At 32.3% G+C, this 18,677-nt stretch carries 17 protein-coding genes; all 17 read left to right on the top strand.

The annotated features are described in order from the left end of the window. Positions 1-81: 81 nt before the first annotated feature. The 17 genes from hisB to Q1B37_RS07505 all read left to right on the top strand — a co-directional run bounded on the left by hisB (position 82) and on the right by Q1B37_RS07505 (position 18,594). Positions 82-1,224 carry a bifunctional histidinol-phosphatase/imidazoleglycerol-phosphate dehydratase HisB gene (gene hisB, locus Q1B37_RS07585; RefSeq protein WP_299600867.1) on the top strand — a complete coding sequence of 381 codons (1,143 nt, stop codon included), beginning with the start codon at positions 82-84 and terminating at the stop codon, positions 1,222-1,224. Between the two features lie 97 nt (positions 1,225-1,321). Further along, positions 1,322-1,903 carry an imidazole glycerol phosphate synthase subunit HisH gene (gene hisH / locus Q1B37_RS07580; RefSeq protein ID WP_299600869.1) on the top strand — a complete coding sequence of 194 codons (582 nt, stop codon included), beginning with the start codon at positions 1,322-1,324 and terminating at the stop codon, positions 1,901-1,903. Between the two features lie 47 nt (positions 1,904-1,950). Beyond that, on the top strand, positions 1,951-2,679 hold the full coding sequence (gene hisA / locus Q1B37_RS07575) for a 1-(5-phosphoribosyl)-5-[(5-phosphoribosylamino)methylideneamino]imidazole-4-carboxamide isomerase (RefSeq protein ID WP_299897382.1): 729 nt from the start codon (positions 1,951-1,953) through the stop codon (positions 2,677-2,679). 2 nt (positions 2,680-2,681) lie between these two features. After that, complete coding sequence (locus tag Q1B37_RS07570) at positions 2,682-3,197, top strand: DinB family protein (RefSeq protein WP_299600873.1); 516 nt, start codon at positions 2,682-2,684, stop codon at positions 3,195-3,197. Beyond that, positions 3,197-3,952: an imidazole glycerol phosphate synthase subunit HisF gene (gene hisF / locus Q1B37_RS07565; protein WP_299600875.1), complete on the top strand. Its 756-nt coding sequence runs from the start codon at positions 3,197-3,199 to the stop codon at positions 3,950-3,952. The genes Q1B37_RS07570 and hisF overlap by 1 nt, the downstream gene beginning before the upstream one ends. A gap of 92 nt (positions 3,953-4,044) precedes the next feature. Next, positions 4,045-4,641: a bifunctional phosphoribosyl-AMP cyclohydrolase/phosphoribosyl-ATP diphosphatase HisIE gene (hisIE, locus tag Q1B37_RS07560; RefSeq protein WP_299600878.1), complete on the top strand. Its 597-nt coding sequence runs from the start codon at positions 4,045-4,047 to the stop codon at positions 4,639-4,641. Positions 4,642-4,974: 333 nt separating this feature from the next. Then, complete coding sequence (locus Q1B37_RS07555) at positions 4,975-7,800, top strand: gliding motility-associated C-terminal domain-containing protein (protein WP_299897380.1); 2,826 nt, start codon at positions 4,975-4,977, stop codon at positions 7,798-7,800. A 7-nt stretch (positions 7,801-7,807) separates the two neighbouring features. Further along, entirely contained in the window at positions 7,808-8,725 is a 918-nt protein-coding gene (locus Q1B37_RS07550; RefSeq protein WP_299600884.1) for a type IX secretion system membrane protein PorP/SprF, read from the top strand. Between the two features lie 3 nt (positions 8,726-8,728). Further along, positions 8,729-10,774 carry an OmpA family protein gene (locus tag Q1B37_RS07545; protein ID WP_299897377.1) on the top strand — a complete coding sequence of 682 codons (2,046 nt, stop codon included), beginning with the start codon at positions 8,729-8,731 and terminating at the stop codon, positions 10,772-10,774. 72 nt (positions 10,775-10,846) lie between these two features. Further along, a complete protein-coding gene (locus Q1B37_RS07540) occupies positions 10,847-12,253 on the top strand; it encodes a TlpA disulfide reductase family protein (protein ID WP_299897374.1) in 1,407 nt (468 codons plus the stop codon). 216 nt (positions 12,254-12,469) lie between these two features. After that, complete coding sequence (rpsA, locus tag Q1B37_RS07535) at positions 12,470-14,296, top strand: 30S ribosomal protein S1 (protein WP_299600890.1); 1,827 nt, start codon at positions 12,470-12,472, stop codon at positions 14,294-14,296. Positions 14,297-14,509: 213 nt separating this feature from the next. Beyond that, complete coding sequence (locus Q1B37_RS07530) at positions 14,510-15,148, top strand: hypothetical protein (protein WP_299897371.1); 639 nt, start codon at positions 14,510-14,512, stop codon at positions 15,146-15,148. Between the two features lie 146 nt (positions 15,149-15,294). Then, entirely contained in the window at positions 15,295-15,834 is a 540-nt protein-coding gene (pyrR, locus tag Q1B37_RS07525) for a bifunctional pyr operon transcriptional regulator/uracil phosphoribosyltransferase PyrR (protein WP_299600894.1), read from the top strand. Between the two features lie 20 nt (positions 15,835-15,854). Beyond that, entirely contained in the window at positions 15,855-16,784 is a 930-nt protein-coding gene (locus tag Q1B37_RS07520; RefSeq protein WP_299600896.1) for an aspartate carbamoyltransferase catalytic subunit, read from the top strand. Positions 16,785-16,788: 4 nt separating this feature from the next. Further along, the gene (locus Q1B37_RS07515) at positions 16,789-17,121 is read left to right on the top strand and encodes a ribonuclease Z (protein WP_299600899.1); all 333 of its coding nucleotides are present in this window, start codon (positions 16,789-16,791) and stop codon (positions 17,119-17,121) included. 52 nt (positions 17,122-17,173) lie between these two features. Beyond that, positions 17,174-17,626, top strand: a complete 453-nt coding sequence (locus Q1B37_RS07510) for a thioredoxin family protein (RefSeq protein ID WP_299897369.1) — start codon at positions 17,174-17,176, stop codon at positions 17,624-17,626. A gap of 62 nt (positions 17,627-17,688) precedes the next feature. Further along, on the top strand, positions 17,689-18,594 hold the full coding sequence (locus Q1B37_RS07505; protein WP_299897366.1) for a ribonuclease Z: 906 nt from the start codon (positions 17,689-17,691) through the stop codon (positions 18,592-18,594). Positions 18,595-18,677 lie beyond the last annotated feature (83 nt).

Here is an 18,677-nt window from a genome sequence, read left to right as displayed (position 1 = left end):
TTCCGGACTTGATCTGGAATCCATAAATAACAAAATGTTTAATTAAAAATAGATTCCAGCCTTTACTGGAATGACAAAAAAATGAAAAAGAAAGTATTATTTATAGATCGTGATGGAACACTTGTTTTGGAACCACCAGTAGATTATCAATTAGATAGTTTGGAGAAACTAGAGTTTTACCCAAAAGTTTTTCAATACATGGCTAAAATAGCCAGTGAATTAGATTATGAATTGGTAATGGTCACTAATCAGGATGGATTAGGAACGGATTCCTTTCCAGAAGATACTTTTTGGCCGGCACATAATAAAGTATTATCAGCATTCGAGAAGGAAGGAGTTGTATTTAGTGCAATTCATATCGATAAGACATTTCCTCATGAAAATGCAGATACGCGTAAACCAAGAACAGGTTTGTTAACAGCATACTTTGATAAAGAAAAGTATGATCTAGAAAACTCTTTTGTATTGGGTGATCGTATTACCGATATGGAATTAGCTAAGAACTTGGGATCTAAAGGAATTTTCTTATCTGAAGATCCAGAACTTGGCGCAGATGAAATAGAAACAGATAAGAAGACTATTTTAGAAAGTATTGCGCTAACATCAACAGATTGGAAAGAGATTTATGAGTTTTTAAAACTAAATGAAAGAGTAGCGGAAATAATTAGAAAAACGAATGAGACTGATATTTATATTAAGCTAAATCTGGATGGAACTGGAAAAAGTGATATTTCTACAGGACTGGAGTTTTTTGATCATATGCTAGATCAAATTTCACGTCATGGACAAATGGATCTAGAGATTAAAGTAAAAGGAGATTTAGAAGTTGATGAACATCATACCATTGAAGATACAGCAATTGCTTTGGGAGAAGTTTTTAGTAAAGCTCTAAACAATAAATTGGGTATAGAAAGATATGGTTTTTGTTTGCCAATGGATGATTGCTTGGCTCAAGTAGCAATAGATTTTGGAGGACGTAACTGGCTCGTTTGGGATGCAGAATTTAAAAGAGAAATGATTGGTAAAATGCCAACAGAAATGTTTTATCACTTTTTTAAGTCCTTTACCGATGGTGCAAAAGCCAATTTGAATGTAAAGGCAGAAGGAACCAACGAGCATCATAAAATTGAAGCTATTTTTAAAGCTTTTGCCAAAGCAATTAAAGTGGCAGTAAAGCGAGATCCTGAAAAAATGATTCTACCAAGTACGAAAGGAATGTTATAACCAATGCTTTTGTCATTCCAGCGCAGGCTGGAATCCACAGTAAAGTAGAAGGTTTAAATTAAAAAAGATTCCAGACTATGCTGGAATGACAATATAAATGAAAATAATAATTATAAATTACGGAGCCGGTAATATTCAGTCCATTAAGTTTGCAATTCAGCGATTAGGATATGAGGCCATTCTGAGTGATGATCCAGAGGAGATTAAAGCGGCTGATAAAGTTATTTTTCCAGGAGTAGGAGAAGCGAGCAGTGCTATGCAAAAACTTCGTGCTTCTGGTTTGGAAAAACTAATTCCAGAATTAAAACAACCAGTTTTAGGGATTTGTTTAGGAATGCAATTGATGTGTAATTATACAGAAGAAGGTGATACCAAAGGTTTGGGCATTTTTGATACAGATGTGATTAGATTTCAGAAGGATGTAAAAGTCCCCCAGATAGGATGGAATCAAATAACATCTTTAAAATCTTCACTTTTTAATGATATATCCGAAAACGAATATATTTATTTAGTACATAGTTATTATGCTCCCGTTACTGAAACTACAATTGCGGAGTCTACCTATGGAATAACCTATAGTACAGCATTGCAAAAAGATAATTTCTATGGAACTCAGTTTCATCCTGAAAAGAGCAGTACTGTTGGAGAGAAAATTTTAGAGAATTTTTTAAAGCTATAAATTTAAACCAACAACTAATAAACAATAACTATTTACCAAAGAGAAAAATGAGAATAATACCAGCAATAGATATTATAGATGGAAAATGTGTCAGACTTTCTAAGGGAGATTATGATACCAAGAAAATATATAATGAAAGTCCATTAGAAGTAGCAAAAGAGTTCGAAGCACATGGAATTCAGTATTTACATTTGGTAGATTTAGATGGTGCTAAATCGAAGCATATAGTCAATCACAAAGTTTTGGAACAAATAGCATCTAAAACAAGTCTTAAAATTGATTTTGGTGGTGGACTAAAAACGGACGAAGATCTTAAGATTGCTTTTGAAAGTGGTGCAAACCAAATTACAGGTGGAAGTATTGCAGTGAAGAATCCTGAAACTTTTAAATCTTGGTTATCTAAGTTTGGTAATGATAAGATAATTCTTGGAGCAGATGCTCATCATGAGAAAATTGCAGTGAGTGGTTGGTTGGAAGAAAGCGATAAAGAACTAATTCCATTTATTCAAGAATACCAAAAAGAAGGAGTTTCTTATGTAATATGTACTGATATTAGTAAGGATGGTATGTTACAAGGACCTTCATTTGATCTTTATAAAAAGATCTTGGATAATTCCGAGCATATAAAATTAATTGCCTCTGGTGGAATTTCGGCGTTTGATGAATTACCTAAATTGGCAGAGATTGGATGTGAAGGAACCATCATCGGAAAAGCAATATATGAGAACAGAATTAGCTTAAAACAATTAGAAAACTATATTCTTCAAATAAACTAACAATGGATTCAGAGATAATTCAGGATTTTAAAGAACAAATCATCTACAGATTAGATGAAAGTGTCCGAATGATTACCATTAGCTTTGATCAACTTTCTGAAGAGGATATATGGAAACGGTTTAATGAATCTTCGAATAGTATTGGTAATTTGATTTTACATTTATGTGGTAATATTACACAATACGCAATCTCGTCTTTAGGGAATTTAGAAGATAATAGAGATCGAGATGCAGAATTTAGTATTACCGATGGATTGTCCAAATCGGAATTGTTAACCAAATTAACTGCTACAATTACTAAAGCTAAAAAGATCATCAATACTTGTTCAACCGCAGAGTATCAAAGAAAAAGAGAAGTGCAAGGTTTTAATTTTTCTGGAATTGGTATTGCTATTCATGTGACAGAGCATTTATCATATCATACTGGGCAAATTGCATTTTGGACAAAACAATTAAAAAACAAAGATTTAGGTTTTTACGACGGTATGGACTTAAATATAAAAAACAACGATAAGTAATGCTTACAAAACGAATCATACCTTGTTTAGATATTAAAAACGGGCGTACTGTAAAAGGAGTGAACTTTGTAGATTTAAGAGATGCAGGTGATCCGGTAGAATTAGCAGATATCTATTCTAAAGCAGGAGCAGATGAATTAGTATTTTTAGATATTTCTGCAACAGAAGAGAGAAGAAAAACATTAGCAAATTTAGTGCTGAAAGTAGCAGAAAAAGTAAATATTCCATTTACTGTAGGAGGAGGGATTTCTTCCGTGGAAGATGTTGATATATTGCTAAAAAATGGAGCAGATAAAGTTTCAGTGAATTCTTCTGCAGTAAAAAATCCACAATTGATTAATGAATTAGCCGGTAAATTTGGAAGTCAGTGTATCACTGTAGCGATAGACGCTAAACAAATAGATGGAGAATGGAAAGTACATTTGGTTGGAGGAAAAGTACCTACGGAATTAAATCTTTTTGATTGGGCAAAGGAAGTGGAAGAAAGAGGAGCTGGAGAAATCTTGTTTACGTCAATGGATAATGATGGTACTAAAGATGGTTTCGCAAATGAAGCATTAGCAAGATTATCTACAGAACTTAATATACCTATTATTGCTTCTGGAGGAGCAGGAAATATTAAGCATTTTGTGGATACTTTTAAGGAAGGTAAATCAGATGCAGCATTGGCTGCTAGTGTCTTTCATTTCAAGGAAATAGAAATAGAAGATCTAAAGAAAGAATTAAAAAAGAATGACATTCCCGTTAGATTATAATTACATTATGCTTTTACATTCGGGAGAGCTTATACCAAAATAACATACAATCAATATATTTCACTTCAATTGTGAAGTTATAAAACTTAATGATGGAAATAAATTTCGATAAAAATAATGATGGATTAGTGCCAGCAATTATACAAGATGCTTTAACGAAAAATGTACTAATGTTAGGGTACATGAATGAAGAAGCTTATCAGAAGACAGTTGACACAAAAAAGGTTACTTTTTTTAGTAGAACTAAAAAACGATTATGGACAAAAGGAGAAGAAAGTGGCAACTTTTTAAATCTGATAGATATAAAAAATGATTGTGACAAAGACACATTATTAATAACAGTGGATCCTGTAGGTCCGACTTGTCATAAAGGTGATGATACCTGTTGGGCTCAAAATAACACACAGACTTTTGGCTTTTTAACCGAGTTAGAAAATGTTATTCAAAACAGAAAAGAAAATCAAGATGATTCAAAATCTTATGTAGCATCTTTATTTAGAAAAGGGATCAATAAGGTTGCTCAAAAAGTAGGAGAAGAAGCTGTAGAAGTTGTTATTGAAGCTAAAGATGATAATGAAAAATTGTTTTTAGATGAAAGCGCAGACCTACTTTTTCATTATTTAATTTTGTTACAAGCAAAAGGATATAAATTAAATGATATTGTTGAGGTTTTAAAAGATAGACACTAACTGATTTTAATGTGTTTTACTTCCAAATTATCATAGTGATGCTACGATAAGTTTTAAACGAACTTTTAGAATAATTGATTTGATACTTCATAAATGATTAATTCATTTATGAAAATCTTGTTTGGTATATTCTTTTATGTACCTTTTTTCTCTCTTATTTGATGAAGGGGAAAATTTCGTTACTAAAAAAGGCATCAATCTTAATATAAATCATAGTGTTTTTAAATCACTTTTTTTAATATTTACATACTTTTAGAATATTAATCAATTTTATTTCACTTTTGATAGTAACAAAATGTGATGAAATGATACTTACACTTAAACCAATTCATCTTGAAAAAATATTACGTAAAACACTTTTTGATTGTATTTCTGTTTTTTGGGGTCACAAAAAAACTATTTGCTCAATGTAACACTACACAGACAATAACTGTTTGTGATATGGAAACCATTGACTTTGATAATGATGGTAACCCCGATGGAATAATTAATTTATATAATGAAACAGGTATTGTTCCACAACCAGGAGACACTTGGTTTGATCCAGGTTTTAATTTTGTATTAGACGAAGCTACAGGAAATGTAAGATTATGGGATTTAGATGATGCATCAGAGATGGAGAATGATTATGTTTTCATCCTAAGGAATTCTTCTTGTCCCAACGAATTATCCGCTACAATTAATTTTGTCCTAGGACCATATTCTGGAGAAGCATTGCCGCCTGCTGGTCCCAATGAGGTAAATATTGAGGTTTGTGATGTTCATGATCCTTGTAGAGATGAAATTCTATTTGATATTGACCTGTTTACCGCATTAGCATCTTTAGAAGGAGTGCCTTCACCTCATAGAAATGGTGAATGGAATTATGTAGGTGATCCTGATAAAGTAGTAAGATTATCAAACTCTAATTTTGGTACTACCGTGGTGTATGTTCCAGGAGGAGATTTGGTGGATCAAGAGGAGTTTGAGTTTACATATACCGTTCCTGGTTTAGATCCATTTTGTTCGGATGCAGAAATCACCAATGTGAAAGTCTCAGTGGTTAGGCAGGTTTCATCAGGATTTGGTGCTAGTCTTAATATTTGTGAAGGAGAATTGAGAAATGGAAGTTTTGATGGCGATATTAATTTAAGAGATGACAGATTTTTGGCATTAGAAGATCAAGAGGGTACATGGACACTTGATGATGATCAAATTACCAATCCAGACGATTCTATAATTAATCTAAGAACTCTGTATGACAATCTTATGAACACAAATCCAAGGTTTGGATGTCAAAGTTTTAGCTTTACTTATAATGTGGATAAACGTTCTATAGCTTGTTCTGATGCTAGTACAAATGTTTCTTTTACGTTTTATGAAGAGTTAAGACCTTTTAAACAATCGGATGCTCCGGCAGAATTTTGTTCTGATGATATTATCGAACCAACAACTGATCTTTATAGTTTTCTAGAGTTTACAGAAGAGAATGGAGTTCTTTATGATTATCCAGATGAAAGCGTTCCGTTTGATTTTGTAAAATGGACTTTAATAAGTGGGCCGTCGGATTTGGGATTAAGAGAGAATTTTCAAAACGAAGAAATCACCCCAGTTGACCAAAGACACAGAGGAGTTGTTAATTTAAGAGGAGCTCCTTCTGGTACTTATGTTTTTAGATATGAAGTAGACCCCAAAAAATTGTGTTCTTCAGTTAGGCAAGAAGTGAAAATTTTTCCTGATTTCTGTGTTCCTTTAGAAAGTGAAGTTCATCCTTGTGAAGGTCTTTTTACAGATGTTACTATTGTGCTTTATGATAAAGATTATCCAGGAGAGGACACATCTGGTTTAAATTTTTGTGAAACAGAGGACACCTTAGATCTACGTAGTCTACTGGTTACTAATGGAGAAGTTGTCTCCGAAAATGGTATCTGGACAAATAGTGATGGAGATGTGATTGATAATATATTTACTATTCCCGACATCTCGTCTAGTCAAATGTTCATATTTACTTATAGTACTATTAGTGAGAATGGATGTAGAGATCAAGCTACGCTTTCATTTACTGTGTTTACAGAAGCTAATGCAGGTGCAGGAAATGGTACGGATGCTACTTTGTGTTCTGATAATTTGACAATTACTCTTTTTGATTTGTTAGAGGGAAATCCAGATCCAATAGGAATATGGACAGGTCCTTTCGGATATACCTCACCAGATCATTTAGGAGTTTTTGATGCATCCGATACAAGTTTACCAATACTAGGTGCAGGTGAGTATGTCTACACCGTACTGGGAAATGGTGGTTGTGCGTTACCTGATCAAGCTACAGTAACTATAGAAATAGTAGAGCCTGTAGAAATAGGAAATAATCGTAGTGCTTCTTTTTGTGAAATAGACGGTCGTGTGAATCTTTTTACTCTGCTAGATAATGATACTCCTAGAATTGGAAGTTTTGAGGATATTGAAAATACCGGTGCGCTAACTCCCGAAGGTGTGGTGGAATTTGATCTACTTCCTAATCCGGATAATGAGGTTAACATGATATACAATTTTAGATATGTTATCCCCAATTCTGCTCCTTGTGATCAATCTTCATTGAATGTTGAAGTGCAGATAATTGATTTGCCCGAACCAAATGTACCTGATCAAGAGTTTTGTATTCTGGATGCTAAAAGGCTAGATGATATAGAGGTCGATGTACTCAATTATAATTGGTATGCTAGTCTAGAAAGTGATATGCCAATTATTGATAACCCTTTACTCTTCGATAATCAGGTTTTTTATATAGCTACGGTTGATGCTGATAATTGTGAATCAGAACGAGTAATGGTACAAATAAATATCCTAAATATGGGAGAACGGTTTTCTAATGGAGAATTATGTGCGTTGGATTTTCAGGATGGAGTATCTCCAGATGGAAATAACCAAAATGACACTTTTGATCTGTTTATAGAGGATCAATTTAATATTCCAATTGCATTTCCAGATTTTGATTTAAAAATATACAACAGATACGGAGCTTTAGTATATGAAGGGAATAGAGATACAGAAGAATTTAGAGGAGAAAGTAACGTTTCTTTGCGATTAGGAGATGATCTTCCTTCTGGAACCTATTTCTATATTTTTACTCCCAATTTTGAAAATAATTTTCCAATTCAAGGAAGTTTTTACCTAAGCAGATAAATAGTTCATGAGATCACGATTAATTTTAAGTATAGCACTTGTTTTCTGCTCGGTGATGTATGCACAGCAGGATCCACAATATTCCCAGTATATGTATAACATGAGTACGGTAAATCCAGCTTATGTAACTAACCAAAGAGGGCTTATTTCTACCGGTCTTTTATATAGAAAACAATGGACTGGAATAGAAGGTTCACCCGAAACAGCAAATGTTTTTGGTAATATCCCGTTAAACGAAAAGATAGAGTTGAGCGTAAACTATGTAAATGATAGAATTGGAGAAGCGATTCGTACCAATAATAATTATTTTAATGTTGATTTTGCATATATCACTCGTATTTCTGATAAATTTAAGTTATCATATGGTTTAAAAGCTGGTATTACAAGTTTTCAGTTTAATGCCATAGGATCTGATGTGTCCGATGATCCTGCATTTTCCGATAACAACTCTTCTTTGCAACTTAATCTGGGAGCAGGCCTATTCTTGTTTTCTAATAACTTTTATGCCGGAATTTCATCGCCAAATTTACTACCTAATGACGTTGATATAGATGGAGTAGGTGTATCTAGATCAAAAACCCATTTATATGGGGTTACTGGTTTTGTTTTTGATTTGGTTGATGAGGTAAAACTGAAACCGTCTTTAGTAATCAAACAGGTTTTGGATTCACCATTAACCTTTGATATTTCTTTAAATTCCTTAATCTATAATAAATTCGAACTAGGAGTTTCTTACCGCTATGAAGATGCTTTTATTGCGCTGGCGGGATTTAATATTACCAGAAATTTAAAAGTGGGATATGCATATGATTTTAGTACTAGTGAATTAAGTGGGTATAATAACGGAAGTCATGAAATTATTCTTCTTTATAATTTCGATTTACTCAATCTTAGCAATAAATATACATCTCCAAGATTTTATTAAAATATGAAAACTAAGTTACTATTTGTATTCGTCCTATTGATCGGACAAACTATTTTTTCCCAAAGAAAGAGTAGAGCAGATCGTTTTTTTGAAACAGGAGACTATATCAATGCAGCGCTGCAATATGAGGAAGAACTCAATAGAGAAGGGTATAGAAAAGATATATTAGAAAAGATATCTACCTCATATTATAATACTTTTCAGTTTCAAAAGGCATATCGGTATCTTAAAATCTTGACTTCTGGAAAGTTTTATGCAAAAGATAAGAGTTACGATAATTCGTATAATTTTAAAATGTATCAAGTACTTTCTGCTTTAGGAAAATATGAAAAAGCAGTTGAGTTTCTGGCTTTGTATAAGAAAAACAAATCAGAAGAATTACATAGAGAAAGTGCCATAGCTGTTATTGAGGCCTTTAAACTAAAAGATGACGACTATACCATTAGTCCTCTAAAAATTAATTCCAATGCATCAGAGTTTGCTGCAGTTAAGGTAGATAGTGCCATTTATTTCAGCTCTGATAGGAATTCTAATGGTTTTATGGATAAAAGCTATAAATGGACTCATCGTCCGTTTTTAGATATTTATAAGGTTCAGGTGAATGAGAAAAATATACCAACAACTGATATAGAAAAAATTTCGGGAGAGATTAACTCTAAATTGCATGAAGGTAATTTTTGTTTTACCAAAGACGGCAACACCATTTACTTTTCTAAAAGTAATTCTGAAAAAGGCAAAAAGAAATACGATAGTATAGGAAATAACTCAATATTCTTATATAAATCAACCAAGATAGATGGTATTTGGCAAACTCCAGAAAAGCTTCCTTTTAATAATACAAACTATTCTGTAGAACATCCATCACTTTCCTCAGATGGTAAGATATTATATTTTTCGTCTAACATGCCTGGTGGATATGGTGATTTTGATATCTATAGAGTGCTTGTTAATCAAGATGGTACGTATGATGAGCCTGTAAATCTTGGTGCCACTATCAATACGGATAATAGAGAACAGTTTCCGTTTATATCGAAAGATGGCCATTTGTTTTTTTCTTCTAATGGTCATTCAGGTTTAGGGATGATGGATCTCTTTGTATCAGAAAGAAAAAATAATGTTTTCATAAAACCTGTTAACCTTGGAGCGCCTATTAATTCTAGGTACGATGATTTTTCTCTTACGTATTATAATGAAACAGATGGTTTTTTTGCTTCAAATAGAAAAAATAAAACAGATGATGATATCTATTCCTTTTCTCAGATAGGAGAAATATTTCTTAAGGAATATAAAGCTAGATTCACGGTTAAAGATTTTGCTTCAGATTCCTATATACCCGATGCGGATATATCTGTTTCGAATTTAGAAAATCAATTGCATGAAGGTAAGCTAGACAAACAAGAATTTTTTACCATATCCTTATTTCCTGGTAGATATGATTTCACAGCTACTGCAAAAGGCTACAATAGCAAAACAAAATCAATTATAGTAAAGGAAAAAGAGAATGAAGTTTATGTGATTTATCTGGATAAAGAAATAGTTTCTGTAGCAGAGGAAAATGGTAATGATGAAAATAATACAACTGCTCCTAACAAAGACATAGTTGCCAACAAGGAAAACTTAACAGGAGAAAAATTACGTAACACCTTGTTAAATGATAAGGTAGGCCCTCCAGTGATAGAAAAAAATGGGAAACTATATTTCGATCTTCCGCCTATTTATTTTGATTATGACAAGTGGAATATAAGAGCGGATTCTAAAAAGGTACTAGATGAGTTTGCCTTAAAGTTAGAGAAATATAAAAGTGTTTATATTAAAATTTCTTCACATACAGATAGTAGGGGTACAGATTCATATAATCAGGTACTTTCCGAAAAGAGAGCAGAATCAACACGTAATTATCTTGCCTTAGTTGGTTATGTAAATGCGAGAAGAATGAAGTTTGAAGGTTTCGGAGAGTCTATTCCCTTAATTGATTGTAATGCAAAGAATTGTTCGGAGGAAGATCATCAGATCAACCGAAGAAGTGAATTCGAGATTATTAAATATTAGTATGTTTTGGTAATTCTATTTTTAACTAAAAACTTAGTTGTAAGTTTGTTTTTTAACCACAAAACTCAAACTATGAATAAATTCTATGGAATTCTCTTTATTTGTATCAGTTTTATTAGCTGTCAAAAAGAAAGCCCTATTGATTATGCTATTTTCTCTGGACAGATAAAGCATTCAAAAAAAATAGATACTCTTATAGTAGTAGGAGATCGTCTAAAAAAAAGTGTTCCAATTGCGTCAGATGGTTCTTTTTCTGATACAATCCCAATCGATACCATTAATTATTTTCATTTCAATCTAGGAAGAAAAACGGTAGAATTATATCTTGAAAAAGGAAATAAGCTGTATTTAAATGCGGATCAAGAAAATAAAATGAAAACGTTTTACTATGAAGGAGAAGGAGCCAATGAAAATAACTTTTTGGTCACTAAAAATCGTGTAATTCAATCTTTAAAAGATAGTATTAACTTTTTTCAATATTATAATAAACCAGTACAAGTAAAAGAGCAAAGTCTGGTTCTGAAAAATGCTATCCAAAATATTTTGGATAGGACTACTACGATAACTCCAAAATTTAAAGAAAAGGAACTAAGAAGTAATCAATGGAATTATTTGGCTGAGTTACATAAATACGTTCGTTTTGTTCTTAATGATTCATTACCTAATAATTATTTTGAAGGTTTAGATGTTTCAGATTTATCTGACGCATCTAGGTATGAAACCATTGGTAGTTACAAATCTTTAGTTAAAGAGCACTATAATAGAAAATTAGAGCAAATAAAACGTAATTATTATAGTAAGGAGATTTTTGAAAATGTTGGGTTTAAATCATTTTCAGAGGTTTTAAAGGAGATACCAGATGGACTAATAAAAGATGATTTTATGTATTATCATAGTGGTTTACTTCTTTATCCTGGAGAAACTAATGAGACAATTGAAAATATTTTTCCACTTTTAATGACTTCTTCTAATCCCAATCACAAAAAAATATACCAAAATAAATATGAAAGACTAAAACAATTAGAAAAAGGAAAGCCTTCTCCTTCATTTGAATATGAACACTATAATGGAAAAATGGTTTCGCTATCTGATTTTAAAGGAAACTACATTTATATTGACATTTGGGCCACATGGTGTAAACCATGTATACATCAATTTCCTTATTTAGATGAATTTAAAAGGGAGTATAAGAATAAAAAAATAAAGTTTGTTGGAATTTCTATTGATGAACCAAAGAATAAGTCGAAATGGAAAAATTTGATCAAAAAGAAAAACTTAGAGAATTCTATACAATTGTACGCAGGAAATGTTACTAAATCCGATTTTATGAGAGAATATTTTCTAGTAACAGATACTTATTCATATAGTATTCCTCGTTTTATTCTTATTGATCCAGACGGTAAAATAGTAGATCGTAATGCTCCTGCTCCTGCAGAAACTGAGAAAATGGAGAAATTATTCGCAACTTTAAATTTATGATGGTCTAGAATCTATAAATCTCAAGCTTATAATTTTCAAAATTTGTTTTTAGATCTTTATCTTAATATGTTGTTTCCTAATAAATTAAATTGTATTTTTGCAGCCCTTTTTGACGATTAAGAGAATAGAAAAGGATAAATATAATTTAATTTAACGCTTCTGTATAAGTTTTCGTGTTGATTCTCAAACAAATACAGGATACAAATTTTATCTTCAATGTCTGAAGAAACAAAAAACACAGATGTTCAGGAAGTAGAGGCTCCAAAGGCAGCTCCTGCGGCTTCTCCTCAACAAGAAAATCCTGAGCAATTTTTAAAAGATTTTAACTGGCACAATTACGAGGAAGGTATCGACCCAATCGCAGATTCTAAATTAGAAGAGTTTGAAAAGCTAGTTGCAGAAAATTTTGTAGACACCTTAAATGATGAGGTAGTAGAGGGAACAGTAATTAATATTACAGATCGTGATGCTATTATTGATATCAATGCAAAGAGTGAAGGTGTAATTTCATTAAATGAATTTCGTTACAACCCAGATCTTAAAGTAGGTGATAAGGTAGAGGTTTTAATTGATGTACGTGAAGACGCTACAGGTCAGTTAATTTTATCTCACCGTAAAGCTAGAGTAATTAAGGCTTGGGATAGAGTAAATAACGCTCATGATACTGGTGAAATCGTAAATGGATTTGTTAAGTGTAGAACTAAAGGAGGAATGATCGTAGACGTATTCGGAATCGAAGCGTTCTTACCAGGTTCTCAGATTGATGTAAAACCAATCCGTGATTATGATGCATATGTAGGTAAAACAATGGAATTTAAAGTTGTTAAAATCAACCACGAGTTCAAAAACGTTGTAGTATCGCACAAAGCGCTTATCGAAGCAGATATCGAAGAGCAGAAGAAAGAAATTATTGGTCAGTTAGAAAAAGGTCAAGTATTAGAAGGTACTGTTAAGAATGTTACTTCTTACGGTGTATTCGTTGATCTTGGAGGAGTTGACGGACTTATCCACATTACTGATCTTTCTTGGTCTAGAATCAATCATCCAAATGAGATCGTTGAACTTGATCAGAAATTAAACGTTGTAATCTTAGACTTTGATGAGGCTAAGACTCGTATCCAATTAGGTCTTAAGCAATTGAAAGCGCATCCTTGGGAAGCTCTTGATAATGAGCTGAAAGTTGGAGATAAGGTTAAAGGTAAAGTAGTTGTAATCGCTGATTACGGTGCGTTTATCGAAGTTGAAGAAGGAGTTGAAGGATTAATCCACGTTTCTGAAATGTCTTGGTCTACTCACTTAAGATCAGCACAGGATTTCGTAAAAGTGGGTGATGAAGTAGAAGCTGTAATCTTAACTTTAGATAGAGAAGAGCGTAAAATGTCTCTAGGTGTTAAGCAATTAACTCCAGATCCATGGACTGATATTACATCTAAATACCCTGTAGGTTCTAAGCATACTGGTATTGTTCGTAACTTTACGAACTTCGGAGTATTCGTAGAATTAGAAGAAGGTATTGATGGATTAATTTATATCTCTGACCTTTCTTGGACGAAGAAAATCAAGCACCCATCAGATTTCACTAATGTAGGTGATAAGTTGGATGTTATCGTTCTTGAGTTAGATGTAGAAGGGCGTAAGTTAAGTCTTGGTCACAAACAAACTGAAGATAATCCTTGGGATAAGTATGAAACAGAGTTCGCAGTGGGAACTAAGCATACACATGCCATTACTGAGATTGTAGATAAAGGAGCTACTATCGAGTTTAATGAGGATATCGTTGCATTCGTACCGTCTCGTCACTTAGAGAAAGAAGATGGTAAGAAGTTAGCTAAAGGTGAAGAAGCAGAATTCCAAATCATTGAATTCAATAAAGAATTCAAAAGAGTGGTAGCTTCTCATACAGCTTTATTTAAAGAAGAAGAAGCTAAGATCGTTAAGCAAGCTGCTAAGAAAGCTGCCGCTAGTAATTCAGAGAAAACCACTCTTGGTGATATCGATGCATTAGCAGATCTTAAAGCTAAAATGGAAAAAGGAGGTAACTAATCAATCTCTTTATTCTTTATAAATTAAAAGACCGCTCCAAAAGAGCGGTCTTTTTTTTACACGGAAAGCGGGTGCTACGCATTCACTGATATCGGTGTAGTAAAAATCTAATAATTTATAGAATTTAGATGTCATAAGATTATAGTAGTAATGAGGGGTTTGTTTTTATTAGTAATAAGTAACTTGTTTATACATTCATTACATTGTCAGCATATGCATACAGAAGAAGAGTTACAGGAATTTAAGAAGATTGTAAGTCAAACCAGGCAGCTGGGGAGAGAAAAAATAGTATACATCGCTTTAACCGATATAACAGATGATCCAGAATCAGTTTTAAAAAATGATAAAGTTACTATTTCTGTATGGTATAATGATTTGACGGTAAAAGTTGATATTCAAGAGCATTCTCCGATTCGTTATTTTCCAATGAATACAAAGTATCATTTAGAAAAAACCATATATGTTTCTATGGATCATGTCTCTGGTTCCAGCGGAAGTATTGTATACAATCAAAAGAAAGAACAATCTGTAGACCATTTTAGTAAAGTTTTTTTATATCAACATACAGAAGCTAAAAAAAAGATGGTCTCTAAAGTTTTTCAGCTTAATAATAGAAATGATCCTCAATATTATCTAGATTCTGAAACACAAAGGCATATTACTATTAGAGAACATAAGGATCATTATAGGATACAAATTGGTGATCAATATGCTATTACCTATAATATTGATAAAGAATCTGGAAAGATTTATGATTATGACGATCCGTATAAGAATTTTTATCCTACTCCTACAGCGGCACCATTTAAACCTAAACCTTTAGGAGGATCTTGGATAGAAATAAAAGAATGACAAATTTTTATTCCATTCTGACAATAAAATTCTTTTATAAGTAACATTAGTTTTTGAAATACAAGAGCTTATTTTTATCCGAAATCTAAGATTGAATAATCCTAAAATTTGATTACATTTGTATTCCAAATGTCTATTTGGAAATTATGAGTCAAAAATTACTACTTAGTGCAAAAGAGATAGATATTATTCTGCACCGTTTGGCTTGTCAATTGATAGAAAATCATACAGATTTCGACAATACAGTCTTAATAGGAATACAACCGAGAGGTACTTACTTAGCAAAGAGGTTACAGAAAATTCTTGTTGAAGAATATCAACTCCATAATTTGAATTTAGGGTATCTAGATATAACTTTTTATAGAGATGATTTTAGACGAGGAGAAAAACCTTTAGAAGCTAATAAAACAGATATTAATTTTGTCGTTGAAGACAAAAGAGTTGTTTTTATTGATGATGTATTATACACAGGAAGAAGTATAAGAGCTGCATTAACAGCTGTCCAATCATTTGGCAGACCATTAGAAATAGAATTATTAACATTAATCGATAGACGTTTTAGCAGACATTTACCCATACAGCCAAATTATAGAGGCAGACAGGTAGATTCGATTAATCAGGAAAAAGTAAAGGTAAACTGGATAGAAAATGAAGGAGAAGATGCAGTTTATCTTGTAAGTAGATAAAAATTAAATTTAAATACAGAATGAGCGAATTAAGTGTAAATCACTTACTAGGAATTAAATATCTTACCAATGAAGATATTAACCTCATTTTTGAAACAGCGGATCATTTTAAAGAGGTCATCAATAGACCTATTAAAAAAGTTCCTTCGCTTAGAGATATAACTATCGCTAATCTTTTTTTTGAAAATAGTACAAGAACTAGATTATCATTTGAACTAGCTGAAAAAAGATTATCTGCAGATGTTATTAATTTTTCTGCGGCATCTTCCTCCGTTAAAAAAGGAGAAACACTCATAGATACAGTTAATAATATTCTGTCTATGAAGGTGGATATGGTAGTGATGAGACATCCTAATCCAGGTGCTGGTGTTTTTCTGTCTAAGCATGTGAATGCAAGTATTGTAAATGCAGGAGATGGAGCTCATGAGCATCCTACTCAAGCATTATTGGATTCCTATTCCATCCGTGAAAAATTAGGAGAAGTAAAAGGAAAAAAAATTGTTATAGTTGGAGATATTTTACATTCTAGAGTAGCATTGTCTAATATTTTTGCGCTTAAGCTTCAAGGAGCAGAGGTAAAAGTATGTGGTCCTAAAACGTTAATACCAAAACATATAGAAAAACTCGGTGTTACGGTAGAAACGGATCTTATAAAGGCTTTAGAATGGTGTGATGTAGCAAATATGCTACGTGTTCAGAATGAACGAATGGAAATTAGCTATTTCCCTTCCACAAGAGAATATACTCAACAGTTTGGAGTAAATAAGAGGTTGTTGGATAACCTCGATAAGGAGATTGTAATAATGCATCCGGGACCTATCAATCGTGGTGTAGAGATCACGAGTGATGTTGCTGATTCTAAACAAGCCATTATACTAGATCAGGTTCAGAACGGAGTAGCAGTGAGAATGGCGGTTATTTATCTTTTAGCTTCAAAAATAAAACAATAATAGTATGATATTCAATAAAGAAGGTTCTACAACCATTATTACACAAGAAAAAGCAACAGTTGTTGATTTCGTGAAAGCCATTGAGACTAAATACGAGTCAATGAAAAATGATAATATTGTTGCTAACTTATTCTCTTTAAAAAACCTATCAGTTGATGATATCAATGAGTTTCTTAGGGTCTCAAATAAGCACAAAGCAAATAAACGTTCATTTGTTATAGTAACAGATCAGGTATCTTACGATGAATCGCCAAAAGAGATCACTATTGTTCCAACTTTGATAGAAGCTTTGGACTTAATTGAAATGGAAGAAATCGAGCGTGATCTGGATTTTTAAAAATCTTTGATATTTTTTGTAATCAAAGTTAATTTCTAACGTCTTATTTATCATGAATAAAATAGCCCCATTTATTCTTGTGTTTATTTTGTTGCTTTCGACAACTGTAATTGCACAAGACTGGAAATATGATTTTGAAGAAGCTAAAGCATTAGCAAAAGAAAAAAATCAAAATATTGTTTTACTTTTTACTGGTTCTGATTGGTGTCCACCTTGTATTAAATTAGAGAGAAAAGTTTTTTCGAATACTGATTTTAAAAAGTTTGCAGACGAAAAATTTGTTTGGGTAAAAGCAGATTTTCCAAAACGAAAAAAAAACCGTCTATCAGAAGAACAACAGGAAAAAAACTTTTCTTTGGCAAACCAGTATAATAAAAAAATGGTATTTCCTGTCATTCTTGTTATTGATCAAGAAGGCCAGGTGCTCGGTGCAACAGGATACCGAAAAATGTCCGCGAACAGGTATATGGAATTGCTTACTACATTTGATTCTTTTGGGCGTTAATATTGATATATCTATAAGATTAAGTTATCTTCAACTTTTTAAAAATTAAGATATAAAATAAATTGAAAGTTACCATTTTAGGCTGTTATTCGGCTACTCCAAGAACATTTACGAATCCTACATCTCAGGTATTAGAAATTAATAATCATATTTTTCTTATTGATTGTGGAGAAGGCACGCAAGTAGAATTAAGACGTAATAAGATAAAGTTTTCTAGGATTAATCATATTTTTATTTCTCACCTTCATGGAGATCATTTTTATGGATTAGTAGGTTTAGTATCTACCTTTAGAATGTTGAATAGAGAAAATCCTCTTCATATATATGGCCCTGAAGGAATAAAAGAAGCGATTACACTACAACTAAAACTTTCAAATTCTTGGACAGATTATCCCTTGCATTTTCATGAACTAACTAGCAAAGATTCTCAAATTGTATTCGAAGACGATAAAGTGATTGTAAGTACGATACCTTTACAACATCGCATTTATTGTAATGGTTTTTTGTTTCAGGAAAAATTAGGAGATCGAAAATTGCTCATGAGTAAGGTGCTCAATTATGATATTGACAAGGTGTATTATAAATCCATCAAAAAAGGGAAAGATGTAATATTAGATGATGGTCGTATAATTCCAAACTCTGAATTAACAGATGATCCTGCTCCTGCAAAGAGTTATGCATTTTGCAGTGATACAAAATATGATGAAGAAAAAATACCTATAATTCAGGATGTAACTACCTTATATCATGAATCTACATTTTTGGAAAGCCATAAACATTTATGTGAGAAAACAGGCCATAGTACGGCAATAGAAGCTGCTACCATCGCTAAAAAAGCAAACGTTAAAAACTTGATTTTAGGACATTATTCTACTAGATATGGCAATATTGAGCTTTTCAAGGAGGAAGCCCAAACCGTTTTTGAAAATGTTGAGATAGGAGATGACGGAAAAGTTTTTAAATATTAAATAAAAATTAGGGTTTTTATAAATGAGTTTGTTTCAGTAATAGATCTGCAGTTTTGTGTGATCTTATGAACAAATCTCAAAAA

The sequence above is a fragment of the uncultured Aquimarina sp. genome, from assembly GCF_947492965.1.
GTDB lineage: Bacteria > Bacteroidota > Bacteroidia > Flavobacteriales > Flavobacteriaceae > Aquimarina.
This window is presented reverse-complemented; position numbering and strand designations above follow the sequence as displayed.

Bases quoted from the DNA above. Each gene is read 5' to 3' on its own strand.
- hisF (WP_299600875.1), top strand. From the start codon at position 3,197: ATGCTTACAAAACGAATCATACCTTGTTTAGATATTAAAAACGGGCGT.
- Q1B37_RS07550 (WP_299600884.1), top strand. From the start codon at position 7,808: ATGAGATCACGATTAATTTTAAGTATAGCACTTGTTTTCTGCTCGGTG.
- Q1B37_RS07510 (WP_299897369.1), top strand. From the start codon at position 17,174: ATGAATAAAATAGCCCCATTTATTCTTGTGTTTATTTTGTTGCTTTCG.
- hisIE (WP_299600878.1), top strand. From the start codon at position 4,045: ATGGAAATAAATTTCGATAAAAATAATGATGGATTAGTGCCAGCAATT.
- rpsA (WP_299600890.1), top strand. From the start codon at position 12,470: ATGTCTGAAGAAACAAAAAACACAGATGTTCAGGAAGTAGAGGCTCCA.
- Q1B37_RS07515 (WP_299600899.1), top strand. From the start codon at position 16,789: ATGATATTCAATAAAGAAGGTTCTACAACCATTATTACACAAGAAAAA.
- pyrR (WP_299600894.1), top strand. From the start codon at position 15,295: ATGAGTCAAAAATTACTACTTAGTGCAAAAGAGATAGATATTATTCTG.
- Q1B37_RS07530 (WP_299897371.1), top strand. From the start codon at position 14,510: ATGCATACAGAAGAAGAGTTACAGGAATTTAAGAAGATTGTAAGTCAA.
- hisB (WP_299600867.1), top strand. From the start codon at position 82: ATGAAAAAGAAAGTATTATTTATAGATCGTGATGGAACACTTGTTTTG.
- hisA (WP_299897382.1), top strand. From the start codon at position 1,951: ATGAGAATAATACCAGCAATAGATATTATAGATGGAAAATGTGTCAGA.
- Q1B37_RS07540 (WP_299897374.1), top strand. From the start codon at position 10,847: ATGAATAAATTCTATGGAATTCTCTTTATTTGTATCAGTTTTATTAGC.
- Q1B37_RS07520 (WP_299600896.1), top strand. From the start codon at position 15,855: ATGAGCGAATTAAGTGTAAATCACTTACTAGGAATTAAATATCTTACC.
- hisH (WP_299600869.1), top strand. From the start codon at position 1,322: ATGAAAATAATAATTATAAATTACGGAGCCGGTAATATTCAGTCCATT.
- Q1B37_RS07570 (WP_299600873.1), top strand. From the start codon at position 2,682: ATGGATTCAGAGATAATTCAGGATTTTAAAGAACAAATCATCTACAGA.
- Q1B37_RS07545 (WP_299897377.1), top strand. From the start codon at position 8,729: ATGAAAACTAAGTTACTATTTGTATTCGTCCTATTGATCGGACAAACT.